Below are 26750 nucleotides of genomic sequence, written 5' to 3'. Positions count from 1 at the left end.
AGCAGACTCAAGGAATGACTATGTCTGAGAACCTCGACCAACGGCTTAATGAAGCCAGGCGTGATGCCATGCTGAGCTACTATCTGGCTCACTGCATCAGCGCTGACCTTAAAGACGCGTTGCAGACACCCAACGACCTGTACGACTACTGGCTACTGGACGTACAAGTCAGCGAAGCAGTGCCGACCAGCCCGGTCGCCAGTGCGATCACCAGCCTGCAACACTACATAAACCGCATCCACTCAGGCCTCGAACCGGGTTATGAGACCCCGGGCATGTCGCCACACGAGACCCTGGCCTGGCAGAATTCCCTGCACACTTACCCCCTTTGGAGCGCCAGCCAGCAACTGCGCTATCACCCGCAAAATTTCCTCGACCCCACGCTGCGCGAGGACAAGAGCGACAGCTTTGCGCAACTGGAAAACGAACTCCAACAGCATCGACTCCAACCCGACACCGCACTGAAGGCCGTGCAAGGCTTCCTGTCACGGTTCGAAGAGGTCGCCAGCATTCAAACGCTCAATGGCTACATTGATGGCAATGTCGGACAGTTGGAGACCAGCACTTATTATTTCGTCGGCAAGTCCGCCACCGACAGCATCTATTATTGGCGTTCGCTGGACCTGTCCAAACGCTCAACCGCCAACCCCGACGCGCCCGCACCTCTGGCCTGGACAGACTGGAAACCCATCAACCTGACGTTTGGCGCCGATACACCGGCCCACAGTATCCGTCCCGTCCTGTTCAATCAGCGGCTATTTATGGTTTGGGCCGAGATCATCAAGCCTGCCCCGCACCACTCCTTCAAGGCACAGGGCAATGGCAATGGCGACAACGAAGAGGACGGGGATGAAAAACAACGCCAGGCTGAATGGCTGAACAGCCAGTTCGTGAAGTTTCGTCTGTGCTTTTCCTATAAAAAACTGGATGGCACCTGGAGCTTTGCGCACACGGGACTGGAAGAGCACTGCGTCACGCGGGGTATCAACGCACTCACGCCAGCGCAACTTATCGGCATCACGCAGACCATTGCCGTAGTCGATAGCCGCTCTCCTCACACCCTGTTCCTGGGTATACGCGCCAACACGCTGAATCATGGCAGCGATCAAATGGGCGAATTCTTCCAAGCCATCAGTATCGATCAGTCATTGAGCATAAAAATCGTCGCCAGCGCAGGCAGCCCCGGCCGCTACAAAATCGTGCCAGGTTCAGCCGTAGCCCAGGAAGCCCTCCGATTGCTGGAAGCCTATGAATCCACACAAAACACGCCACTACAGAAAGCGTTGTTGGGCGGCGTCGACAAAGACAACCTGTTTTCCAGCGCGTTACTTCCGCCGTTCGCTCACCAATACTTCCGTCTGTTTTTCGATATAAACAAAGACAACTTACAGTTCAAGACACGCCTGGCGCAGGAACAAGACGAAAGAACGGTAGTCCTGGACGCTCAAACACCCCAGATCGAAGATCAGCGAACGTGGGACTTTGAATCCAAAAGCACAGCCATAGTCGCCACCGATACAGCCACCACCGCCTTTGATCCCGCCACCAACGAATTCGTCTTCACCTCAAGAATCGTCAAGCCCTTTCTGCAGACGTACAGCATCACCCTTGCATCCCGGTACTCCGAGATGAGCATTACCCTGAGCACCCAGTCGGCGTTGCATGACTCGACCTTGGCCGAAGTTGAACTCATCAGCGGTTCGGTCATCAGGATCGACTGCGCGATACATCCCAGTGCAGACGCCACGTATCACTCGATGTTCTTTAAAAACCCCAAGACCGGAAAAAGCTATTCCAATGCCATTTATGACAAAGACTCCATATTGTTCAGGCTTGAGAAAGAGATGAAATCAAGGCCGGACCCGAGACCCGGGCATACCGACCAATACCTTCCCATCTTCGAATACTCCCTGGCAGGGAAGTTTCTCAACAAAAATGCATTCCTCCACTTGTATACCCATCATCAGGATCCCTTCCTGGTGATACTCGACCGTTACAGCGGCTACCACCTGCCAGGTGATGAAGTCGCCAACCCAAAACTGCACTTCGTGAATGACGTGAGGCTGGAGCTGGGTAACACTTCCACGCCGACATTGCGTTTCTACAAGCACGTCATCATGCAATCCAAACTGAAGGACGTGCCCACTCCGCAAGCCATTAATAACAACACTGCCCAAATCCTCAACGACTCGGACCTCGATCACGAGAGTCTGGTAGGCGCCTCCCCCGAACTCGCAGCCGGGCACCTGGCAAGTACGCGGGTAAAGTTACCCAATGAGCAACCCGCATCAGCCATCACGCTGATCCATGGGGTCATCACGCTTGAGAGCAGAGAGAACCAGGTGACTGTCCTCGGCTATGCACTCAAGGCCGTCAAATGCGCCCTTGCCACCTCCGTTGCCGTCGACAAGCCCGCGCATTCCCCACGAATTACGCGCCAACAGCAAAACACCGGAGCGACCCACGAGTGGATTGATTTTTCCACAAGCTTCGCCCCGAGTGTCCCGGCCATCCGACTCAACACCACGGTGGCGAGTCAACTGACCCAACATTCCACGGTCAGCTTCGACCCAGTATTTTTACGCTCCCCCGATGACTGGACGGAACCGGCACTGACTGCGGACGCCGCCCCCGAGCCCCTGGATTTCCAGGGCGCGCACGGTAAAAGTTTGCGCGAACTGTTTATCTACTTACCCTGGACCATCGCCCATTACTTCAACCAGCAGCAGCAATACGCTCACGCCCAGACCTGGTTGCACGCCCTGTTCGACCCACTCCACCCAGACACCGGTGCCCTCAGTGCCCTGCCAGGCAACCCGGTAGAACTGAGCTTCGCCTGCCACCACCCCGAGAGCCCGCATTACCTGGCTCTCAGCTTTCCGACATACCTGCGTAAGGCGCTGTACCACCTCAATGTGGATATCCTGATCAACCGGGGCGACGCGGCTTATCGCCAAGTGAGCCCCGACAGCCTGGCCGAAGCCAAACTCTGGTACATCCAGGCGCAGAACCTGCTCGGCATGCGCCCGACGGTCACACGTGCCGATACCTGGACCTCCCGCACCTTGGACGCACTGGCGACGGTGTCCTCCCAGGCCATCCGCCAGTTGGAACATCAACCCGAATACACCACCGTACTGTCCCGGCACTGCAAGACCACAGGGCAACACACTTGGCTCATGGACAGCCCCTATTTGTTCCGCCCGCTGAACACGCAACTGGTCGCACGCTGGGACATATTGGAAAGTCGCCTGCACGGGCTTCGCCATCATCTGGATATTTCCGGCAAGCCATTGCGCCAGACACTCTTTGCGCCCCCCTTGTCCCCTGCCGCCCTGCTGACGCGAAATGCACAGGGCGCTGCGGGTGACGCCAGTACATTGCCACTGGTCCGCCCTGAAGTGGGTCACTACCGGTTCCAGGTCATGCTGGGGCACGCCTTGAGCGCGGTCGACAGCCTGGCGCAGTTCGGCACCACCCTGCTCACCTTGATCGAGCGCAAGGAACAGGCGCACTACCTTGAGGTGCAACAGCAAAACGCCTGGCAGTTGGCCGAATTGGTGCTGACCCAACAGACCCAGGCCGTTGCCATCGATGAAAAAAACAAAGATGCCCTGCGTCGCAGCCGAGCAATCGTCGAGGGGCGACTGGACTACCTGACACGCCAGCTCAGCGAAGGCATCAGCACCGGTGAAATTTCGGCCGGCCAACACTATCTGGAGAGCGCCGCCTGGGAGAGAAAAGTCGCGATTGCCGGTATAGGCGCCGGCGCCGCTATGCTGTTGCCGAATATCTTCGGCACGTCGTCCGGAGGGATGCGTTGGGAGGGGGCGTTTCATGCCTATCAGGCCTTCGCCCAGGGCGAAGCCAACATCGCCCGCGCCAACGGTAACGAATTGGAGCGCACTGAACAGTTAAATCGTCGCGCTCAAGAATGGGCCCACGCCGAACAACAGGCTCGCCTGGAACTGGCCCAGATCGACACCCTGCTGCTGGTGCATGCCGAGCAGGAAAAAGCCACTCGCCTGCAACTACGCAGTGCCCACACCGCATTGGCCCAGGCCAAGTCAGCCTACCAATTACTCGGCATGCGCTTTACCGGGACACAGCTCTATCAATGGCTCACGGCCCAACTGAGCACGTTCTATTACGCGCTGTATGACAACGTCCACTCCCTGTGCCTGGCCGCTGAAGCCTGCTGGCAGTACGAAACCACCGACAGCCGGCAGTTCTTCCAAGGTGGGGCCTGGCATCACACCTGCCGAGGACTGCTGAGCGCGGAAAGCTTGAAACTGAACCTGGTGAAGATGAACACCGCGTACCTGCAACACACACCTCGCGAGCTGGAAATCAGCAAAACCATGTCACTGCGCCATCGCCTGATCGAGTGTCAGGTCGCGACCGGCCAACAGACCTTCGAAATCACCGCGCCTGCCAAAACCTGGACTGAACATAAAGCGCAATTGGTCAGCAGCGGCACCATCAGCTTCGCCCTGACTCAAGCGCTCCTGGATGAGGACTACCCTGGGCAGACCCTGCGCAGGATCAAGCATGTCAGCGTCACACTACCCGCCTTGCTAGGACCTTATGAAGACATCAAGGCAACACTGACCCAGACCCGAAACGAACTCCAGATGCCCGATGGCACCCTCAGGACCGACTTCAGGGCACACCAGCAAATCGCCTTGTCACGCGGCCTGGACGACAACGGCCTGTTTACGCTCAACTTCGACAACGACCCACGCTACCTGCCGTTTGAATACACGGGGGCGATATCGTGCTGGCGCTTGAACTTTCCCAATCCGCTGCAACAAAAAAACCTGCTTGAATCCATCACCGACATCATCATTCATGTGCGCTACACGGCCAGGCCTGGCAGGAGTGAAACATGAGCACTCAGGCGAATGAATCGCCCCTCAAGGTGCCATCGCTGCCTAAAGCCAGCTCCGCCATCGAGGGCGTCGCCAAAGGCTGGGGCAACGTGGGCGCTGATGGCACGGCGACTTTTGAGGTTGGGTTGCCGATTTCCACTGGCCGTGGTTATGCACCTACGTTGTCGCTGATCTATCGCAGCACGGCGGGTAACAGTGCGTTCGGTTTCGGCTGGGACGTCAATCCGGGTGCCGTCACACGGCGTACCCAGCAGGGCGTCCCCGATTACACCGCAGCCGATACATTCCAGGGTCCGGATGCACAGCAATGGATGCCCGAACGCACCGCCGCAGGCACGCTTGTCCAGACACAACGCGACAGTTTTGACCACGTGCCGCTAGGCCGCCACTACGTCGTCACGCGCTACTTTCCGAGGGTCGAACAGCGCTTCGAGCGCGTCGAGCATTGGCGTTCAGAGGGCGATGCGGCCGGGTTCTGGCTGATCCAGGCGGCTGACGGCAGCCGGCATGTGTACGGCAAAACGCCTGCGGCGCGTATCGCTGATCCCGATAACCTGAGCCATGTGGCGCAATGGCTGCTTGAGGAAAGCCTGAACGCCCATGGCGAGCATATCGGTTACCAGTACCTGGCCGAGACCGATACCCGCACGGAACCCCATGACAGCCGGGCCCAGCGTTATCTGCATAAAGTGTGTTACGGCAACGTCATGGCGAGGGAAAAAGAGACGCTGTATTTGCTCAAGAATGACGATTTGTCCCGTCAGGCGTGGCACTTTTACCTGCTGTTCGACTACGGTCAACGCACCACCGCCAACGACAAGTTGCCTTCCTACGACGCGCTCAACCCGTGGCTTCCACGCGAAGATCCGTTTTCCAGTTTCATCTACGGTTTTGAACTACGGACACTGCGACTGTGTCGGCAAATCCTGATGTTTCACGCCTTTGCAGATGCCCCCGACATGGGCCCCTCCCCCGTCTTGGTCAAACGCCTGCGGTTCGAACACAAAACCTTTCCCAACGGGCTCAACACCTTGCTAGCGGTTCACGAGCAGGCCGTTGACGCCCAGGGAACGCTCACCAGCCTGCCGCCGCAAGAATATCTGTATCAATACTCAGGCCTGAAACTGGATGCCCGCCGCTACCAGCGTTTTGTGGACGTGCCCGGTCTCAATGACGGCCAGCGCTATCAGTTGGTGGATCTATTCGGCGAGGGCTTACCGGGAATCTTGTACCGAGGTGATCAAGCCTGGTACTACCGAGCACCCCAGCGAGATGAGGCGTCTACAGGCGATGGGGTGACGTACGCTCCCGCTCAAGAACTGCCGGCTATTCCCGTGGCGGACGGTTCACGCCCGGTCTATCAGGCCTTGCTCGATATCGATGGTGACGGTCGGCTGGAATGGGTCCTGGCCCGACCGGGCATGAGCGGTTTCTTCAGCCTGGCCCCACAACGTAAAGACGCGGGGTTCGTACGGTTCGATGCGTTCCCGGTGGAGTTCTTGCACACCCATGCGATATTTGCCGACCTGATGAGCAGCGGCTTGGCTGATATCGCACTGGTGGGCCCGCGTAGCGTGCGCCTGTATGCCAACCGGCATAGCGGTTTCCAGCAGGGCATCGAGCAGGCGCACACGATCGACGGCGACGACTTACCGTCCTTCCTCGGTTCTTCCGCCGACTGGGTTGGCTTCAGCGACATACTTGGCAGCGGCCAGCAGCACCTGGTGCGTATACGACACAACGAAATCAAATGCTGGCCCAACCTGGGCCATGGGCGATTCGGCAAAGGGAGAGTATTGGCCACCTTGCCTTTCAGGGAAACGACGTTCAATGCTTCCAACGTGTTGCTGGCGGATCTGGATGGCTGCGGTGCCAGCGACTTGCTGTACCTGACGACCCATGAGGTACGCATTTTCACCAACAAGGGCGGCAATGGCTTTGCCAAAACCTCGTTGGTCTTACCCTGGCCATCAGGCGTTCAGCATGACGCCTTATGCCAGGTGAGCGTGGCGGACCTGCAAGGCAACGGTTACGCCAGCCTGATCATCAGCGTCACGCACCCACACCCTCGCCATTGGCGCTACGATTTTTTTGATAGCAGGCCTTGTCTACTCAGCATTACCAACAACAATCTGGGCGCACAAGTAGAGGTGAGCTACCGCAGCAGTGCCCAGGAATGGCTGGACGAGAAAAGGCAGCACCAGGCCGAAGGCAGGCAGGCCGTCTGCCGATTGCCCTTCGCACTGACCCTGGTTAAACGCCAGAGGCAGCGCGATGAGATCAGTCATCACACACTGACCCAGCATTTCAGCTATCGCCAAGGGTTTTACGACCCCCATGAACGCGCCTTCCAGGGTTTTAGCTTGCTGCTTCAAACCGACATCGAGACCGGCACCCATGACGCGCCCGGAGCAGGGACGCAAACCAAACGCTGGTTTCACACCGGCCAGGCGCTGGATATGCCCAAGGACGACTACAGCGAGCACGACCCTGACGCCATCATGCTCGGCCGCACGTTGCTGGCGACATATGATGCCCCCCAACAGCCGCAACCGACCGACCATCACGACCGCGTGATCGCGTCGCCCACGCCACCGGAGACACGGGCGGCAGCCTATGCGCTCAGGGGCCTGCCGCTGCGGGTGGAAGTGTTCGCCCTTGACCCGGCCAATAGCACACCCTATTCGGTGCAGCAGTACCGCTATCTGGTCCGTCGCTTGCCCCCGGCATCCGGCTCGCAACCCTGGCCGCGAATGCTGCCGCTGACGCTGGAGTCCGTGCATTATCAGTACGAACAGGTGCCCGATGATCCGGTCTGCGAACACCAGGTCAACTTGCGCTGGGATACCTACGCCAGCCTGGTCCACAGCGTTACGGTGCATGGCGCGCGGCGCAAGACGGTCAGTGATACCCCCCCGGCACTGCTCGAGGATGAGCATCAGCGACAATGGTGGCGTGACACCCACGACCCGGCTCAGCAGGTGTTTTATCTGCGCGAAACCTTGGCGCAGTGGATTCATCAACCCAACGACGACCAATGGCGATTGGGATTGCCCTATCGTCAACGCACCAACGCCTGGACCCTGCCTGACGGTCAGCCACCTGCGGGGCTGAACGCATCGGCTATCCGCTACGAGAGTTTGATCGACCGGCTTTCAGGTCCACTGGGGCCACAAGCACCGCGCGAGCTGAGCGGCTTGACGATCCAGCACTACCGCGAACCGGGCGGCAAAGGGCAAACCTTGACGCCCGGAACAGCAAACTTCCAGGGGCTGGCGGATTATCAAGAAAGCGCTGAACTGGCCCCCAAAGCGCTCCAGGCGCTGGAGAAAATTCCCGACATGCCGGGCCAACCGGCCGAAGACCTGCCGAGCCGCCTGGGCCGAATCGGTTACCGGCCCATGGCGCTGTTTTTTCATGCCAATGACCAGGAACGCCAATCGTCCCCCCTCTGGTCGATTCGCCGTCAGTTTCCGCGCTACTTCAACGCCAAACACTTCTTTCGTCTACACACTTGGCGCCTGACTCAGGCCGAGGGCGAAACCACGCTGACCTATGACCCTTACGGGCTTCAGGTCATCCAGGTCAAACAACCCGACGGCTGCATCACCCGCGTCCAGCATGACTACCGCCTGCTCCAGCCGATCAGCATCACCGATCCAAACGGCACGACCGAGCAAGCGCTCTACGATGCGTTCGGTCGCTTGCTCGCGACCAGCATCAACGGGCAAGCATCTGCAACGTCCGTGGGCTTCGGGCCATTGTCCGCGTATCGCCGCCCGGTAGACGCATCCATCGAATCCGCCATTCAAGCACCCGCAACGATCCTCGGCGAGGCAGCAAGTGCCTGGCTCTACGACCCGTTCAGTTGGATGGGTTCGATCGCCTCGACGGACAGGCAGGCGCACTGGGTCACCCAGCGCTATGTCTCACCAGACGGGCACATACGCGCCACCGCCCGGTTGCGCCTGAAAAAAAAGGCCAGCGCCTTGAGTGCGAGCGAGAAAGCCTTGTCCGACTTGATCCAGAAGGCCCAGCGCGAACCGGCACGAAGCCTGATGTTGGCAGCTGATCGCTATACCCACGATCAGGAACAGCTCATCCACATGAGCCTGGTCTCCCATGACGGCTTCGGGCGCATCTTGCAAAGCAAACAACAAGCCGAGCCGGGGCCGGCCTGTGCGGTGGGCGACAACGCGGACCTGACGGTCAAGGACGGCGCCATCCAGACGGTTCACGCTGATCCGCGCTGGTGTGTCAGCGAACACACCGAGTACAGCCCCACGGGGCGGATCATGCGGGTACATCGCACCTATTACGCCGACCGCCACCGGTACATCGACGGTCAGTCCCTGCAGCAGTTCCTGCCTGGCGACAGGCAGTTCCATGACCCCCTCGGCCGCCCCACCCGCACCCTCACAGCCAGGAAAACACTACGGCAAATCACCTACTGGGCCTGGTACACCGTCAGCGAGGATGAAAATGATACGTCTGGAGCGCAGGTAGACCTCTCGGCTGAACACTGAAGCCTGGGGAAGCGTGGCCGTCTCACCGTTGAGAGACGGCCAAACGGCTTTGTTCACTCAACGTGCCGCCGCCCGTGAAGCCCTGGAACTGGCGGGTTTATAGCGACGCCACGCGGAGGAGTCGGACTCCCAAGGGGCGTCGACCCGTTGTTGATGCCGATAGAACGTCACGCGGCCTGCCAGTTGCTGTCGATGCCGATACAGCCAGCGCAGCTCAGAACCCGTGGCAGAAACCGCGGACTTATTGATCACAACGTCCATGTCCAGATCATCCAGAGCAAAGTGCGCCTGGCGCAGGCTCTGAGGGTCCGTCAGCGTCTTCAACGCCGACTTGCTGGCGCGGTTGACCAGCTTGTGCTGAAACGCACTCAAGTTCACATCTATGTAGCCTTCAAGGGTGCGTTCGAAGGAATAGTCACTGGAAGAAAAATCACTGACGAATTTCTTCGCGAACTCCCGGTTGGCGGTGGTCGATGTGCAGCCCGAATACTTGGACACAATAGCGCCATAGAATTGCCGTGCGACCTGCCCGCCTTGCTCTGCGATCGTTTGCTCATACTCGGACTCGCCGATCCTGTCGAGCCCGCGCCGAATATACGCGTCGACACTTACGGCCAGCGCCGCAGTTGCCGCCCCCATCTCCTCGACGCCGAAATAGGCAGCCATTATGTCCCCGCGGGCCGTCAGCTTCGACCAGAAGCTGCGATAGATCCGCACGGTGTTGGCCAAGCCGAAAAGGATATCGCCTCGACTGGGTTGGAATTGCTCGCCAAAAGACACTTGCCCGCCATCAACATCCCTGAACAGCAAGGGGTTGCCCAGGGTCATCGCATACAGGTTCAGGCCGTCCACGTCGCCCAGCGGGTCCGGGCTGATCCAGCGTTGCAGCCACGGCGCGTAATACCGCGATCCGTAGTAATACAACCCTGTCGCATCGCGCTCCTTACCTGCATAGCGGCGAACCTTATAGCGAGCTCGCTGCGTATCGTTGGTAGCCCACCACGCCGTCGCGCCATAAGGATAATAATGCTCCTGGCTCAGCAACTGGGCCTGCTCGTCCAGTTCCAGCAAGCTGCTATTGAGGTGATCGAGGAGGCTGAATTGCACGTGCTCGTCTTTCATATCGCTGGGGCGACCCTGCTCCCATTGCAACACCGTGACATGACCGCCGCCGATATCGATCTCCAGCACGTTCAAGCGCTTGCCTGCTTGTACATGCAGGCGCAAACCCGGCAAGTAGCATGTCAGTTGTGTATGGGGTTTCCCCGCGACCTGCTGGCTTCTGATTTTGGCTGCCCGTTGGCCCTGGCCGTCGTAGAGGTAACTTTCCACATCCGGATCACCCTGCTCACGCCACACCTGAGTCACATGGGTGAGCTGATTCCGCACGTCCCAGCCTAACTGTTGGCCGCTGCCGAGCACGTGTTGGTTGCCATTGGCATCAAACATCATTGCCCATTGCCGCGGTGCACCGTCAGTCACCGGCAAGGCGCGATTGCTGCCCGCAGCGACACGCATGTCCCGGGTATGTCCGGCTCCGCTACTCGGCACATGGCGAAGGCTCGTCAAGTTGCCATGTTCATCGTAACGGTAATGTTGGGTGTAATTGCGCCAGAGCCCGGTGTCAGTTGCACCGAACGTCACCCGTCCCGGCGCCGCCTGGCCACCGCTGTTGCCGGCATTTTCCCGACCGGTCGCCTGTGTCAGCTGGTACAGACTGTCGTACTGGTAGCGGTTGACCGCATCAATACGCGCATTAGTGTGCCATTGCGTCGGCTGCGCCTGGTCGCTGAGGCTGAGGATGTTGCCGACCGGGTCGTACTCATACACAAGGTCCTGTAAAGGCTTGGCGGCATCGCCCTTGCGATGCACCGTCAGTTGCAACAGACGATTATCCTCAGCGGCGTATTTCGCCAGCTTGGTAACGCCATTGCCCATCCGTTCGGAGATCACCAGACCGCTGGGGTTGTACACGCGCTGGTGCGTCAAAACCTGGCGTGAGCCGCCACGGAGGGTCAGCGCAACCTCCTTCAGCCAGCCTTGCTGCCCATAGAGCCAGTGTCGGCGATTGCCCTGGGCGTCGACCTGCTCCAGCTGCGCCCCCGTGGCATCGTAGCGCCAGGTCGTAGTGTGGGCCTTGGGCTCCAGCTGTTCGGCTTGTTCGTCATGACTGGATGGCCAGTCAACTGCCGACGTATCCAAGCGAAACCGTCGAGTCTGCTGGGTGACGCTTCCATCGATCCCGTACTCATCCATCACCAAGACACCGGCCGGGTCCGCGTGGCGAATCAGCCGACCACAACGGTTGACGGCCGCCTCGGCGGGTTCGGCGGCCGCATAGGTCAGGCGCTCGACACAACGCGGCCGTGGCTCATTCGCTGCCTGTTCAAACACGGCCACTGGGCGTAACAGGCGGTCGTAGCGCCGCTCGTGATGAGCTAGACGCGAATCCCAGCGATGCAACAGCTGCCCTGCTTCACCATGTATCAGCAGGCGCCAGCCGGCATCGGCGCTCTCGGTGCGCACAGGCTCGCCCGACAGGCTGTAAATGGTCGATTGTGACGCCACACCCGCAGCGCCGCGCGCAAATTGCCGCGGGTCCCACTGGCTGAGCAAAAGACCATTGGCCCCAAAAACCTGGCGGGTGACCCGTGCCTGCGGAGCCTGCGTCACGCTCTCACGATGATAGTGAACAGCACGCACAGCCAGCCCGCGAGGATCCATGGCCTTCAAGGTCGGTGTATTTCGATGCAAAGAAGTGGACATAAACTCATGACCTGATCAGCTAAGGTCAAAAAAGTCTAGGGAACCCCTTTAGGGCGTGGGGGTACTGCGAGGATGTTTTATGTGTCTAATTACAGGCACAGGATACGGCAACCTGCGAGCGCGAACGCGCCGCGCCCGCAGGCCTTGGGCTGCGGGCTCAGTGCCCGCCGGCGCAGGTCGGCGAGGCCGGGGCTGCGTCGATTTTCGCCCATTCTTCAGGCGTGTAGGTGTGCAGCGCCAGCGCATGAAACTCGCTCATCAGGTCACCCAGGGTGGCGTAGACCTTCTGGTGGCGCTTGACGCGGTTGAGCCCCTCGAACTGCGGGCTGACCAGTACGGCCTTGAAGTGGGTTTGCAGCCCACGGCTGTGCATGTGGCTTTCATCCAGCACGCTCAAGTGGTCCGGGCCCAGGGCGGCAAGTGCCGTTTCGATACGCTGTTGCATGCTCATTCCTGCTTACTTCTTCTTGGCCGGTGCGGCGGCTTTTGGCGTCAGCTCGTTGGTCATGTCTTCCAACAGCTTGTTCACCACCGGTACGGCGCTTTCCAGTTTTTCCTGGGTCATCTGGGCCGATTGCTGGGTCAGCTGCGGCATTTTCTCGAGGACTTTCTTGCCCAGTGGCGACTGGTAGAACGCGACCAGGTCCTTGAGCTCGGATTCGCTGAAGTTGCTGGTGTAGAGCTTGACCATGTCCGGTTTCAGCTTCGGCCAGCCGATGGCCTGGTCGAGGGCGGCGTTGGCCTTGGCCTGGTAGCTGTCCAGTACGGACTGCTTGGCGGCAGGCGCCTTGGTCTGTTCGAAACGCTGGGCGAACATTTGCTGCACTTGCATGTACACCGGGGTACCCAGCTTGTCGGCGTGGGCCAGGGTAAGGAAGGCTTCGGCACTGGCGTTGTGGCTGGCGGTATCGGCAAAAACCTGGCCGCTGGCGCAAACCAGAGCAACCGCGGTACAGATGGCACGAAGACGAGTCATCGAGTTTCCTTTTCTAGCAGGCGAGGTAAGACCCCAAGGGCGCCCATTCTGCGCCTAAAAAACGCTGCGGCTCAACCCCGGGCCTTGTACGGCGTGGATTGGCACGGGATGAATCCGATGAAAAGTCTTTTAGGGAACCCCATAGGCCCATCAAGGCCTAAACTGCGCAAACGAACCTGAAGGAGTGTGCCCGATGAGCCGTATCGAAACCGACAGCCTGGGAGAAGTCGCCGTCCCGGATGACGCTTACTGGGGCGCCCAGACCCAACGTTCGCTGGTGAATTTCGCCATCGGCGAGCAGCGCATGCCGCTGGCGGTGCTGCACGCCCTGGCCCTGGTGAAGAAGGCCGCCGCGCGGGTCAACGACCGTAATGGCGATTTGCCCGCCGACATCGCCCGCCTGATCGAACAGGCCGCCGACGAAGTGCTCGCCGGCCAGCATGATGACCAATTCCCGCTGGTCGTCTGGCAGACCGGCAGCGGCACCCAGAGCAACATGAATGCCAACGAGGTGATCGCCGGCCGTGCCAACGAGCTGTCGGGCAAGACCCGCGGCGGCAAGAGCCCGGTGCACCCCAACGATCACGTCAATCGCTCGCAAAGCTCCAACGACTGCTTCCCCACGGCCATGAGCATTGCGGCCGTGCAGGCGGTACACACCCAGTTGCTGCCGGGCATCGCCAATCTGTCCGGTGGCCTAGCGGAACTCGCCGCGCGGCACATGAAACTGGTGAAGACCGGCCGCACCCATATGATGGACGCCACGCCGATCACCTTTGGCCAGGAACTGTCAGCCTTTATCGCCCAGCTTGACTACGCCGAACGCGCCATCCGCAGCGCCCTGCCCGCCGTGTGCGAGCTGGCCCAGGGTGGCACCGCCGTCGGCACCGGGCTGAATGCGCCGCATGGTTTCGGCGAGGCGATTGCCTCCGAGCTGGCCGCGCTGTCCGGCCTGCCGTTTGTCACGGCGCCCAACAAATTCGCCGCGCTTTCCGGACACGAGCCACTGGTGACCCTGCACGGCGCGCTGAAAACCCTGGCCGTGGCCCTGATGAAAATCGCCAACGACCTGCGCCTGCTGGGCTCGGGCCCACGCGCCGGGCTGGCCGAGGTCAAGCTGCCGGCCAACGAGCCCGGCAGTTCGATCATGCCCGGCAAGGTCAACCCGACCCAGTGCGAGGCGCTGTCGATGCTGGCCTGCCAGGTGTTGGGCAACGATGTGACCATCGGCATTGCCGCCAGCCAAGGGCACTTGCAGTTGAACGTGTACAAGCCGGTGATCATCCACAACCTGCTGGAGTCGATCCGCCTGCTGGCCGACGGCTGCAACAACTTCCAGGAGCACTGCATTGCCGGGCTCGAGCCCGACGCCACGCAAATGGCCGAGCACCTGGAGCGCGGATTGATGCTGGTCACCGCGCTCAACCCGCACATCGGCTACGACAAGTCGGCAGAGATTGCCAAGAAGGCCTACGCCGAAGGGCTGACGCTGCGCGAGGCCGCCCTTGAACTGGGCTACCTCACCGATGCAGAGTTCGACCAGTGGGTTCGCCCGGAAAACATGCTGGGCGCCTAAGACGCCATGCGCAGCCGCCGGGCCTTGAGCCCGGCGAGCAGCGAGGGGGCCAGCGCCACGGCCGCCGAACCGAGCATCACCACCAGCGCGCCGAAATATCCCAGCGCGTTGATTTCTTCTGCCTGCACGTAGTCCGGCCACAGCCAGGCTGCCAGCGCCACCGCGACAAACGTCACCAGCGGCGTCAACGCCAGCGTCGCACTGACCCGCGAGGCCTCCCAATGGGCCAGGGCTTCGGCAAATGCGCCGTAGGCCACCAAGGTATTCATGCAGCACGCCAGTAACAGCCAGCCTTGCAATGGGCTCAGGTCCAGCGCTTCCAGCGGATGCGCCCAGGGAGTGAGCAGCACCGCGCAGGACAGGTAGATCACCATCATCACCTGCAGCGAATTCCACACCGTCAGCAACTGCTTCTGGCCGAGGGCGTAGAACACCCAGATCGAGGTGGCGAGCAGGATGGTCAGCACGCCGGCGGTGTAAGTGCCGACAGACGTGAGCAACTCCTCCAGGCGCTGGTTGAAAAACAGCCCAAACCCCACGATCAACACCACCAATCCAAGCACCTGCCCCCGGCTGAAACGCTCCTTGAACACAAACACGCTGGCGACCATCAGAAAGATCGGCCCCATCTGCACCACCAACTGCGCGGTGCCGGGACTGAGCATGTTCAGGCCCACCAGGTACAACACGTAGTTGCCGACCAGCCCGCACACGGCCATCGCCACCAGCCAGCCGCCCTTGGGGCCGAGCACTTTGCGGCTGGGCAGGCGCTTGGTGGCCGCCAGGTACAGTAACAGGCAACTGCCGGCGACGGTGAGGCGAAACCAGGTGACGGTGACCGGGTCCATCACTTGCAAGACCTGTTTGAGCTTGACCGGGAGGATGCCCCAGAGCAGCGCGGTCAACAGGGTCAGGCAGAAACCGTAGACCCAGCGGCCGGAAGAGATGTGCATGAGTGCCCCAGATGCCAGAGGAAGTGGAACGGGCATTCTAGGGGCAAGCAGAAGGATTGGGCTACGGCGCAATTCAATTGTAGGAGCCGGCAAGCCGGCGCCTACATTGGCGGGTGATCTAGCGGACGGCCTCGAACAGACCGGTGGCGCCCATGCCGCCGCCCACGCACATGGTGACGATGCCGTAGCGCAGGTTGCGCCGCTGCAGTTCCCGCACCAGGTGCCCGACTTGCCGCGAACCGGTCATGCCGAACGGATGGCCGATGGAAATCGAGCCGCCGTTGACGTTGTACTTGGCGTTATCGATTTCCAGGCGATTGCGCGCATACAGGCACTGGGAGGCGAACGCTTCGTTGAGTTCCCACAGGTCGATGTCCGCCACCTGCAAGCCACGCGCCTTGAGCAGCTTGGGCACCGAGAACACCGGGCCGATGCCCATTTCGTCCGGCTCGCAACCGGCCACGGTGAAGCCGCGGAAGAACGCCTTGGGCTTGAGCCCCAGCGCCAGGGCTTTTTCCAGGCTCATCACCAGGGTCATCGAGGCCCCGTCGGACAACTGCGAGGAGTTGCCCGCCGTCACCGAGCCGTCTTCGGCAAACACCGGCTTCAACCCGGCAAGGCTCGCCAGGGTGGTGTCCGGGCGGTTGCAATCATCGCGATCGACCACGCCATCAAGGACCTGCACCGCGCCGGTGTTCTTGTCCTCGACCTTGTACTTGACCGCCATCGACACGATTTCATCGTCGAACAACCCGTCGGCCTGCGCCTGGGCCGTGCGCTGCTGGCTTTGCAGCGCATAGAGGTCCTGGTCTTCGCGGCTGACGTGGTAGCGGCGCGCGACGATTTCGGCGGTCTGGCCCATGGGGAAATAGATCCCCGGCACCTGCTCTTTGAGCAGCGGGTTGATCAGGTTGTCGGTGTTGACGCTTTTCATGGTCAGGCTGATGGACTCGACGCCGCCGGCGACGATGATGTCGCTGCAACCCGAAGCAATCTGGTTGGCCGCAATCGCAATCGCCTGCAGGCCCGACGAGCAGAATCGGTTGAGGGTCATGCCCGCCGTGCCGGTGCCCAGCTGCGAGAGCACTGCCACATTGCGACCGATGTTGTAGCCCTGGGCGCCTTCGTTGGAGCCGGCGCCGACGATGCAATCCTCGACACTGGCCGGGTCGATGCCGTTACGGGTCAGCAGTGCGTTGACGCAATGGGCCGCCATGTCATCCGGGCGGGTCTGGTTGAACTTGCCGCGAAAGGACTTGGCCAGGCCGGTTCGCACACTGTCGACGATCACTACTTCACGCATGGGCTACCTCGATCTTGTCGTTGTTGGGAGATCAATCGAGAATAGATCCGCGCCCGCCCGGCCGCGATGATCATTCACCTGGCATATACAAAAGCATGGGGTGGTGCGCGGGTTTGGAGTGCGGGGGGGTGTTTTACAGAAGTCTAGTTGTGCAGAAGGTTGTTGTGCAGCGGGTTTGTAGTGCAGAGGGTTTGGGTGGCCAGGCCCTTGTGGTGAGCAGGCTTGTCCTGCGTTGGGGCGCGAAGCGGCCCTGACCCCAAGCAATGCGGTGCTTCAGTCAGAAGAGGTGGGCAGGGTTTAGGTGGCCAAGCCCTTGTGGTGAGCAGGCTTGCCCTGCGTTGGGGCGCGAAGCGGCCCTCACCCAGGCAATGCGGTGCTTCAGTCAGAAGAGGTGGGCAGGTTTTGGGGCTGCTGCGCAGCCCAACGCGGGGCAAGCCCGCTCGCCACAAAAAAGCTGGCTCTCCACTGTCCACTAAAAGCTGGCTGTCCACCACGCGGGTTTGGAGTGCAGAGGGTTTGGGTGGCCAGGCTCTTGTGGTGAGCAGGCTTGTCCTGCGTTGGGGCGCGAAGCGGCCCCGGCCCCAGGCACTGCAGGGCTTCAGTTAGAAGAGGTGGGCAGGTTTTGGGGCTGCTGCGCAGCCCAACGCGGGGCAAGCCCGCTCGCCACAAAAAAGCGGGCTCTCCACTGTCCACTAAAAGCTGGCTGTCCACCACGCGGTTTTGGAGTACAGAGAGTTTGTGCGGCCAGGCCCTTGTGGTGAGCAGGCTTGTCCTGCGTTGGGGTGCGAAGCGGCCCTGACCCCAGGCACTGCAGGGCTTCAGTTAGAAGGGGTGGGCAGGTTTTGGGGCTGCTGCGCAGCCAAACGCGGGGCAAGCCCGCTCGCCACAAAAAAGCGGGCTCTCCACTAAATACCAGATCTCCACTACAAGCTGGTTGTCCACCATAGCTGTCCACCACAAGCCAGCTCTCCACCTCAACCCGGCTGCCTCGCGCTTATTTCTTTTTCTTCTTGTCGTGCTTGTCGCTTTTCTCGAACGCTTCTTCCAGCGCGCGGTTGATGGTGCGCAGCACTTTTACTCGCGCCCAGCGCTTGTCATTGGCTTCCACCAATGTCCAGGGCGAGACCTCGGTGCTGGTGCGGTCGACCATGTCGCCGACGGCGGCGCGGTAGTCGTCCCACTTTTCGCGGTTGCGCCAGTCGTCTTCGGTGATCTTGAAGCGTTTGAACGGGATTTCTTCGCGGGCCTGGAAGCGTTCCAATTGGGTTTGCTTGTCGATTGCCAGCCAGAACTTGACCACGATCACCCCCGCATCGCGCAGTTGCTCCTCAAAGTCATTGATCTCGCCGTAGGCGCGCATCCAGTCGGCCGGGGTGCAAAAGCCTTCGATGCGCTCCACCAGCACGCGGCCGTACCACGAGCGGTCGAACACAGTGAACATGCCGCGCGCCGGGATCTTCTGCCAGAACCGCCACAGGTAAGGCTGGGCGCGTTCATCCTCGCTCGGCGCCGCAATCGGCACGATGTGGTACTGACGCGGGTCCAGTGCCGCCGCGACACGCCGGATCGCGCCGCCCTTGCCCGCCGCGTCATTGCCTTCAAATACGGTCACCAGGGCGTGCTTGCGCATGCGCTTGTCGCGCATCAGGCCGGAGAAGCGGGCCTGCTCGGTAATCAGCTGTTCTTCGTAATCGTCCTTGTCCAGGCTCAGCGTCATGTCGAGGCTGTCGAGCAGACTCTTCTGGTCCACCGAAGCCAGCAGCGGCGCCGGGTTCATGCCGCTGGCCTTGCCCTTGGCCTGCTTCAGGGCATTTTGCAGGCTTTCGAGCAGGATCTTGCCCACGGTAAGGCTGCGGTAGTGCGCATCGACGCCTTCGATCACGTGCCACGGCGCGTAGTCGCGGCTGGTGCGGCGCAGGATGCGCTCGCCAAAATGCACGAACTTGTCGTAAGTCGCGGACTGCTGCCAGTCCAGCGGGCTGATGCGCCAGCTGTGCAACGGGTCGTCGGCCAGGGCCTTGAGGCGCGCTTTCATTTGCTTCTTCGACAGGTGGAACCAGAACTTGAAGATCAGCGCGCCTTCATCGCAGAGCATTTTCTCCAGGCGCTCGGCCCCGGCGATGGCCTGGTCGAGCCGCGCGTCCTTGATCTCTCCATGCACCCGGCCCTGCAGCATCTGGCTGTACCAGTTGCCGAAAAAGATGCCCATGCGGCCCTTGGCAGGCAATTGGCGCCAATAGCGCCAGGCCGGTGGGCGGGCCAGTTCTTCGTCGGTCTGCTGGTCGAAGGTGCGCACCTCGATCAGGCGCGGGTCCATCCATTCATTCAGTAGTTTGACCGTCTCGCCCTTGCCGGCCCCTTCAATGCCGTTGATCAGGATGATCACCGGGAAACGCTTTTGCTGCTGCAGCTCGTACTGCACCTCCAGCAACGCTTCGCGCAGGGCCGGGACTTCGGCGTCGTAGGTGTCTTTGTCGATGGCGTGACCAATTTCGGCAGATTCGAACATGGGCGGCTCCGTTCCAGAATTCAGCAAGACTAGCGGATTGGGCAACGACACGCGGGAGGAAATTCCACTGCCGCTTGCCATGGATCAATGCGTTGGTAGTTGATCGGCTAGAATGGCCGCCTTGCCGTTGCCTGCTTCGTTGATGATGAGCCGCCCATGACCCCCGTATTGCCCAACGCCCAGCTCGACTGGGATGACCAAGGTCGCCCGCACTCGCGGGTGTTTGACGACGTGTACTTCTCCGATAAGTCCGGCCTTGAAGAAACCCGCTATGTGTTCCTCGAGCAGAACCGCTTGCAGGAACGCTTTGCGGCCCTGCCGGTGGGCGGGCGGCTGGTGATTGGCGAGACCGGCTTCGGCACCGGCTTGAACTTTCTCTGCGCCTGGCAGTTGTTCGAACAGCACGCCGTGGCCGGTGCGCGCCTGCATTTTGTCAGCGTGGAAAAGTACCCGCTGAGCCACGCCGACCTGCAGCGCGCCCTCGCCCTCTGGCCGCCACTGCAGCCCTTCGCCGAGCAACTGCTGGCCCAGTACATCGCCATCCATCCAGGCTTCCAGCAACTGGTGCTGGATAACGGCCGGGTGACCCTGACCCTGCTGATCGGCGATGTCATGGAGCAATTGCCGCAGCTGGACGCCCAGGTCGACGCGTGGTTTCTCGACGGCTTCGCCCCGGCGAAAAACCCCGAGATGTGGACCGCCGAGCTGTTCGCCGAACTGGCACGCCTGGCAGCCCCCGGCTCGACCATCAGCACCTTCACCAGCACCGGCTGGGTACGGCGCCTGATCAACGCCGCCGGTTTCAAGATGAAGCGCACGCCGGGCATCGGTCATAAATGGGAAATCCTGCGCGGTGAGTTTCTCGGCTGGCCCGCCGAGACGCCCGCGCCGGCTGCGGTCAAACCTTGGTTCGCGCGCCCTCCCGCGCTCCATGGCGAGCGCCACGCCCTGGTGATCGGTGGTGGCCTGGCCGGTTGCGCCAGCGCCGCCAGCCTGGCTGCACGCGGTTGGCGCGTCAGCCTGCTGGAGCGGCATGAGGCCCTGGCCCAGGAGGCCTCCGGCAATCCGCAGGGGGTGCTGTACCTCAAGCTGTCCGCCCACGGCACCGCCTTGTCGCAGATGATTGTCAGCGGCTTCGGGCATACCCGGCGCCTGCTGGAACACCTGCACCGGGGGGTGGATTGGGATGGCTGCGGCGTGCTGCAACTGGCCTTCAATGCCAAGGAGGCCGAACGCCAGGCGCAACTGGCCGGGGCGTTCGCTCCGGACTTGCTGCACCTGCTGGACCGGGATCAGGCCCAGGTGCGCGCCGGGGTTGGCCTGGAGCATGGCGGGCTGTTTTTCCCCGAAGGTGGCTGGGTGCACCCGCCCGCCCTCTGCCAGTGGCAGGCAAGCCACTCCGGGATCAACGTGCTGGCCCATCACGAGGTGCTGGAGCTGCGCAAAGTCGACGACCATTGGCAGGCCTGGGACGGTGAGCAGTTGCTCGCCAGTGCCCCGGTGGTAGTGCTGGCCGGTGCCGCCGAGGTCAAGCGTTTTGCTGCCAGCGCCGCGTTGCCCCTCAAGCGTATTCGCGGGCAAATCACCCGGTTGCCCCAGACCGCCGACAGCCAGGCCTTGGCCACGGTGGTGTGCGCCGAAGGTTATGTGGCGCCGCCACGCCTGGGTGAACACACACTAGGGGCCAGCTTCGATTTCCACAGCGATGACCTCGCCCCCACTGCTGCCGAGCATGCCGGCAACCTCGAGCTGCTGGAGGAAATCTCCCCGGACCTGGCCCGGCGCCTGCAGGCGGCCAGCCTCGCCCCGGATGCCCTGCAAGGCCGCGCTGCATTTCGCTGCACCAGTCCGGATTACCTACCGATTGTCGGCCCGCTCGCCGACCCCGAGGCCTTCGACCTGGCCTACGATGCGCTGCGCAAGGACGCCCGCCACGCCCCGCAAGCCGCCTGCCCGTGGCTGGACGGTCTGTACGTCAACAGCGGCCACGGCTCGCGGGGCCTTATCACCGCGCCGCTGTCCGGCGAGCTACTGGCAGCCTGGCTGGACAACGAGCCGCTGCCCCTGCCGCGCAGTGTGGCCGAGGCCTGCCACCCGAACCGCTTCGCGGTGCGGGCCTTGATTCGCAGCAACGCCGTGAAAAATCCGCGCTGAGCGCAGGCTCAGTGCACCGTTGGCAATGCACAGCCACCCAGGTCATCCAGCCTCAACGCCTCCTGGGTCAGGCGTTCAAGCTCGGCGGACTCCGCCCGTTGCCGGTCGTCACTGATCTGATCGATACGGTTTTTGTAGGTGGCGTCATCCAGGGCTTCACGCTGCTCGAACAGCGTGTCCGAGCGGCTGATGAATGGTTCGTTCAAGGTTTCAAACGAGCCGCTCTGGGTCTTTTTCAAGTAGTTTTGCCACCACGGCAGATTCGCCAGGTACTTCAGAAGCAGCGGCGAAAGCTCAGCCTCCTTGACCTGCGCTTCGGCCATTCTGAGCATGTTCTGGGTGACCCCGCCGAGGCTGGCATAGCGCATGTGGCGAGGCTGCCCCGGCAAGTGCAGGCGCTCGACCAGGCCAGTCCGATAAGCCAGGCTGACCTCCAGCGGGTCGACCGTCGGATGCGCGACACTATGGCGACGGGCGATGGACGCCAGCCGATCGAGACGAAACAAGCCCCTGCCCAAGCGCAGCAGCGGCCGCGTCTGCGCCTCGCCCGTTTCGACCTGTCGCACGGCTTTGCGGACCAGAACCAGTACCTCCACATTACTGAAACTGTCGGCGGCGCTGTCATCACAGTTCAACGGCGTGGCGGCGAGCTCGAACACTTGGCCGCGCAACTCGACATCCTCTGCCATCGCTTCCAACACGTTCCAGACGCGCCGGTGCAGGTCCTCTCGCACGTGCACGCTGTCTGCGGTATCACTCAGCCCTGCCAGCAGCTTGAACAGTCCGTCGCAAGCCGGCTCATCGCGAAGCCCCAGCCAGATCTCGGCTTGCTGCGCGTGCCCCGCCAGCCGTTCATCCCCCAGCCACAGGGCCTTGGCCCGCTGTTCGTGTAACCGGCCAATGTCATCTTCAAAAAAACCCATGCCCACCCCCGTCTCGTCGCGGTAATGGTTCAGTAGCTGGCGGGTGCCGGCATCCAGCGGGTTTTGCTCCAGGTGGATGTTCTCGGGCTTGCGCTGCTCGGTGTCGAACAACCACGGCGGCAAGCTGACGATATCGTTGGCGCGCAGGTCGAGTCGGTTCAGGTGGGGAATGCGCATAATGCCGGTCGGCAGGCTTGTCAGCCGGCAATTGCGCAAGGCCAGGGTCTGCAGATCGAGCATCTTGTAGACCACCGGTGAGTCCAGCAGCGGGTTGTCGTTCAGGTTCAGCACTTGCAGCGCCTTGAGGTCGGCGAGTTTGGTGCGGGTGTACTCGGTCAGTTGCAGTTGATTGTGGTCCAGGTACAAGTGACTGAGCTGCTTCATTTGCTGGAGCACTTCCGGCAGCCGCGTGATGCGGTTACCCGTCAGTTCGAGGAAATTCAGGCCCTTGAAGTGCTTGAGGAAATACCCGACGTCGTCGTTGAGCCCCATCCGCTTCAACGACAACTGCCGGACATGCCCGAAATGGACACCTGGCGGCAGGGTCGGCAAGGCGCCAACGGCCATGCCGTCAAGATTCAGGATCGGGACCTGGCGAGCCGCCACATCCCGACTCAACGTCGCGTATTGCCAACTGCGCTTGATCGCTTCTGCGGCCTGATGGCGCGCCAGGCGCAGGTCAAGCAGGGCCTGGTCGGATTGTGCGACCTTGTCCTTGGTCCACAGCTTCAGGGCCCGATGCAACGCCTCATATTGTTCTTCAAGGGCACGCACGGCTTTGGCGCGGGACAGGTGATCGGAGCCCAGGGCTTGCAGGAAAGTCGCGATGCGCGAGTCATCAAACAAGGGGTAGAGCTTTCTGACCTTGCGCATCAGGCCATGGGGATATTGCTGCCACCCCATCGGCGTGGCCTGCACGCACGACAGGGCCGGTTCCTCAGGCAGCGCTCGTTCCGGCCACAGGTAACGGGCCATCCGGCTGCGCTCATCCTCAGCCTTACCGATAAGGGTGTGGCGCAGGCGACTGGCCATTTCGTTTCCGTCGAGTCCCATTGCCTCGATGTGCTCGGCGGACAGACAGTCGAGCAGGGCCGTGTAAAACCCTTCCGGACCACCGGCCAGCGCCCCCAGCGACACCCCCTGCCCATCGTGGGCGCGAAAGCCCTTCGCCGACTGAACCAGCACACGCGTGGCGGCGGCCTCTGTATCGCCCACCTGGGCGAGAATATCGCCCCGCAAGCGCTCACGGCGCACTTGCAGCACCAGGTCCTCGGGCCAGCCCGGCACCACGCGCAGCAGGCCGGTGGCGATGCGGCGGGTGGCATCGGTGGCCACCTCCGGTACGTACAGGCCCATCAGGGCCTCGTCTTCGTCCAGCGCCTCCTCGGTCGCGCGCGCCCATTGGCGCAGGCGCAGCGGCACGCGCCGGGTATGACGCAAGCGCAGGCGCTCGGCGGTGGAGGCTTCACTCATGACTTCCCAGGCGAGCCGAATAGGCAACTGCGGATGACGGTCCTTGAGCAACCCATGATCCGCCTGCTCGGTGAAGTCGGCATGCGCTCGCAGCCGTTCATACACCGCTCGATGTTGCTGCTTGAGCGATGCTGCGAGGCGCCGCGCCAGGATCGCTTGCGCCTCGCCTGGCTGAAAGGCGCCGCCCAGCAGTGTCACCTTTTCTTCATCGTCCAGGGCGGCCAGCAATGTCGGCAGGATCTGCCCGCTTTTCAGTTGCTGCGTGGTCAGGTGGATGCTCAGGTCTTCGTAGTCGAAAGGCGCAGTGTCAGGGTGACGCTCAAGCACATAGCCTTCGTCGTCCAGCAGTTCGAAAAACCGCCCTTTGGGCCAGCCGTCCATCAACGGCAGCGCCTGCATCTGCACGTGGGAGGTCGTCGCGTCGAGGGGGGCTTGATGGTCCATTTGCCAGATCAGGTCGCGAATACTCTGGTTCTGCCGCATGCGCTGCGCACAATCGCGCAACCGTTCCGGCAATGGCAGGTTGTCCCTGGCCAGTTGCTGCAGGCGGGGCAAGTTCATATCGGTGATGGCGGCGATTTGGCGCAATTGTTCCGGGGTAAAGGACTTCAGGCTCGGGTCGAGCCGCCCCAGGATGTATTCGACACTTTCCCACTCATAGGGACGCTCGAACGAGAACTGCCAGCCGCCCTGGAAGTTGTGGCTCACCGGCGGCTGATACGCCGAGGCACGTCGCGGGTGCAGGGCTCTCCAACGGCCGGTACGGGCATCGAAGGTGATCGAATACACCGCACCGTCGATATTCACGTAGGACTGGCCGTCGACCTGATACACCCCTCGCGGACCGGCAACCCGGCCGTGCAGCGACAGGGACTGCTGATAGGGCTCGGGACGGGTACGCCATAACCGCGTGGATTGGTCCGGCATGCGCACACCTTCGACTTTCTCGTACAGCCGCGACGTGGCAGGGGTAGATCGCCACAGCCGCCCCATCACGCTCGTCCCCGCCGCGAACAAGGCCATGGCGGCCAGGTTTTCAGCGACGTTGGTCAGGTGCCTGAGCGCTTCGTGCTTGTCTTGGTGGACCCAATCGTCCACCCCATCGAAGACCTCCCCAAGAATCTGCCCGACCGCCACGCCCATCATCAGTTGCCCGATGACCGGCACCATCAACCCCGCGACATTCAGCAGGGTCAGGCCGATATCCAGGTAATTCTGGACGCGCTCCTTGCGCGCATCGTCATCGGCCTGGGCGTTGGGCACCGCCAGTACCAGGGCATCGAGGCGTATCTTGCCGACACAGGCATTGAAAAAAAACGTCGACACATTGCTGGTTACCGCCAGCGGCTCCACCCGTATCAACGTTTTGTTCTGGTCAAAGCGCTGAAAAAAATCGAAGCGCTCGGACTCATCCAGATAGCCGGTGAAAAACGTGCGATAGGAGCCGACCTGGAGTTTGAGCGTCAGGTAGACCTTGAACTGCTCCAGGGACTCATAGCGGTACCACGGGCGCACCGGCTCATTGGGCATGTACACCACGATCGGTCCGCGGGAAAGACCCTCGGCCGCCGTGCTGGAAAACACCAGCACGCCCCACAGGCAAGCCCCGTCTATGTTCAAGCCCTGCCAGGTCAACGGTTGGCGGTTGAACCACACGTTTGGAACCTCAGCGGCTGGCAGGTCGAGCCTGACCACGTCGAGCAACAACGCACGGGTGGGGGCGTCGATATCGCCCTTGCCATAGGCCACATGCAGGTCGATCTGCATGTCCAGGCAGCGAGGCTGGCCAACCTCGCTGACCGCCGGGTTATAGCCCCGTCCAATGTCCAGTTGACCCTCACCGGGAGCAGGCAGGTTGAACACTTCACGGATATGCGCCTGATAAGCCGCGCCCAGGTTCAACTCGCGACAGTAACCGACAAAGGTATGCGCGGTGGGGTGTTGCGCAATCGCGCGCTTTGGCCCGATACGCACGACCGCGTTGATCGGTAGCCCGCCCACCGCGGCCGAGGCGTCGGAAAAGTTCTGCATGGCGGCCTGCAACAGGCTGTGCCGCTCCAGGTTGATGGTCTCGATCAGCATGCCGCCAAGGTCTGCACTCACACCGCTGAATGAACGCCGGGGCAGATCCAGGGTGTCATTATCGATGTCCAGTCCAGCCAGGCCTTTGCTCGCCAGGAAGGCGCCGAGCCGTTCGCGGCAAAACTGATCCAGGGGCTTGAGGCGGCGCAGCAGCCGCTGCAGTTTTTCCCGCGGCCGTTCACTCAGCGCATGCGCCCGCTCGATGCCGTGCAGCACCTCGGCATCAGCCTTGACCAACCAGGCCGGCAGTTGCTCATACAGCACTTGCGCCTTGTCCAGGTCGCCGGTGACTCCCAGCAGCGCGGCCATCGTTTCATCCTGAGTCACAGGCGCGACGGCCTGGCTCAAATCAACTGTTTGCGTCATTAACAACGTTCCTTCATTGCGTTGAACAATGACGCAGCACGATAAGCCCACCCTCCTCGCCAAAGGGTTCAAATAGTTGCGCGTTCAAGCACTGGAGCGCCCTGGTTTTTGTACCTGAACGTGATCTGGTTACCGCCACGTTGGCCCACGCCACGCGGGCCGGGGGGCACTTCGCAGGCAGGGGCGGCCGTTTGCCATATAACTTATTGATCTAAAACTCCGCACATGGGCGTGGGGTCAGTCCCTAGGTA

Annotated in this window: 11 protein-coding genes; 4 read left to right on the top strand and 7 right to left on the bottom strand. The window is 61.6% G+C overall.

Features of this window, described 5'->3' with window-relative positions:
- Nucleotides 1-14 precede the first annotated feature (14 nt).
- Both AC07OJ_RS17440 and AC07OJ_RS17435 read left to right on the top strand, forming a co-directional pair.
- Complete coding sequence (locus AC07OJ_RS17440; RefSeq protein WP_495094867.1) at nucleotides 15-4892, top strand: Tc toxin subunit A-related protein; 4878 nt, start codon at nucleotides 15-17, stop codon at nucleotides 4890-4892.
- Nucleotides 4889-9418, top strand: a complete 4530-nt coding sequence (locus AC07OJ_RS17435) for a SpvB/TcaC N-terminal domain-containing protein (RefSeq protein WP_495094866.1) — start codon at nucleotides 4889-4891, stop codon at nucleotides 9416-9418. Before AC07OJ_RS17440 ends, AC07OJ_RS17435 begins: the two co-directional genes overlap by 4 nt.
- A gap of 57 nt (nucleotides 9419-9475) precedes the next feature.
- On the opposite strand, the gene AC07OJ_RS17430 is transcribed toward AC07OJ_RS17435, so the two are convergent.
- From AC07OJ_RS17430 to AC07OJ_RS17420, 3 genes are all read right to left on the bottom strand, one after another.
- Nucleotides 9476-12184, bottom strand: a complete 2709-nt coding sequence (locus tag AC07OJ_RS17430) for an RHS repeat-associated core domain-containing protein (RefSeq protein ID WP_495094865.1) — start codon at nucleotides 12182-12184, stop codon at nucleotides 9476-9478.
- 157 nt (nucleotides 12185-12341) lie between these two features.
- Complete coding sequence (locus AC07OJ_RS17425; protein ID WP_065904311.1) at nucleotides 12342-12635, bottom strand: BolA family protein; 294 nt, start codon at nucleotides 12633-12635, stop codon at nucleotides 12342-12344.
- Between the two features lie 6 nt (nucleotides 12636-12641).
- The gene (locus AC07OJ_RS17420; RefSeq protein ID WP_025855033.1) at nucleotides 12642-13160 is read right to left on the bottom strand and encodes a DUF2059 domain-containing protein; all 519 of its coding nucleotides are present in this window, start codon (nucleotides 13158-13160) and stop codon (nucleotides 12642-12644) included.
- Nucleotides 13161-13353: 193 nt separating this feature from the next.
- Between AC07OJ_RS17420 and AC07OJ_RS17415 the strand changes: the two genes are divergently transcribed.
- Entirely contained in the window at nucleotides 13354-14736 is a 1383-nt protein-coding gene (locus AC07OJ_RS17415) for a class II fumarate hydratase (protein WP_065904309.1), read from the top strand.
- Here the strand turns inward: AC07OJ_RS17415 and AC07OJ_RS17410 are convergent.
- The 3 genes from AC07OJ_RS17410 to pap form a co-directional block, all read right to left on the bottom strand.
- Nucleotides 14733-15689: a DMT family transporter gene (locus AC07OJ_RS17410; protein ID WP_495094864.1), complete on the bottom strand. Its 957-nt coding sequence runs from the start codon at nucleotides 15687-15689 to the stop codon at nucleotides 14733-14735. The genes AC07OJ_RS17415 and AC07OJ_RS17410 overlap by 4 nt on opposite strands.
- A 118-nt stretch (nucleotides 15690-15807) precedes the next feature.
- Nucleotides 15808-16992 carry a thiolase family protein gene (locus AC07OJ_RS17405; protein WP_106803077.1) on the bottom strand — a complete coding sequence of 395 codons (1185 nt, stop codon included), beginning with the start codon at nucleotides 16990-16992 and terminating at the stop codon, nucleotides 15808-15810.
- Nucleotides 16993-17986: 994 nt separating this feature from the next.
- The gene (pap, locus tag AC07OJ_RS17400; protein ID WP_065904299.1) at nucleotides 17987-19501 is read right to left on the bottom strand and encodes a polyphosphate:AMP phosphotransferase; all 1515 of its coding nucleotides are present in this window, start codon (nucleotides 19499-19501) and stop codon (nucleotides 17987-17989) included.
- A gap of 156 nt (nucleotides 19502-19657) precedes the next feature.
- Here pap and mnmC point away from each other — a divergent pair, with 156 nt between their 5' ends.
- The gene (gene mnmC / locus AC07OJ_RS17395; protein ID WP_495094863.1) at nucleotides 19658-21655 is read left to right on the top strand and encodes a bifunctional tRNA (5-methylaminomethyl-2-thiouridine)(34)-methyltransferase MnmC2/FAD-dependent 5-carboxymethylaminomethyl-2-thiouridine(34) oxidoreductase MnmC1; all 1998 of its coding nucleotides are present in this window, start codon (nucleotides 19658-19660) and stop codon (nucleotides 21653-21655) included.
- An 8-nt stretch (nucleotides 21656-21663) separates the two neighbouring features.
- Here mnmC and AC07OJ_RS17390 read toward each other — a convergent pair whose 3' ends face one another.
- Nucleotides 21664-26499, bottom strand: a complete 4836-nt coding sequence (locus AC07OJ_RS17390; RefSeq protein ID WP_495094862.1) for an NEL-type E3 ubiquitin ligase domain-containing protein — start codon at nucleotides 26497-26499, stop codon at nucleotides 21664-21666.
- Between the last annotated feature and the right edge of the window lie 251 nt (nucleotides 26500-26750).

The organism is Pseudomonas sp. GW821-FHT09C08, assembly GCF_059418125.1.
This window is presented reverse-complemented; position numbering and strand designations above follow the sequence as displayed.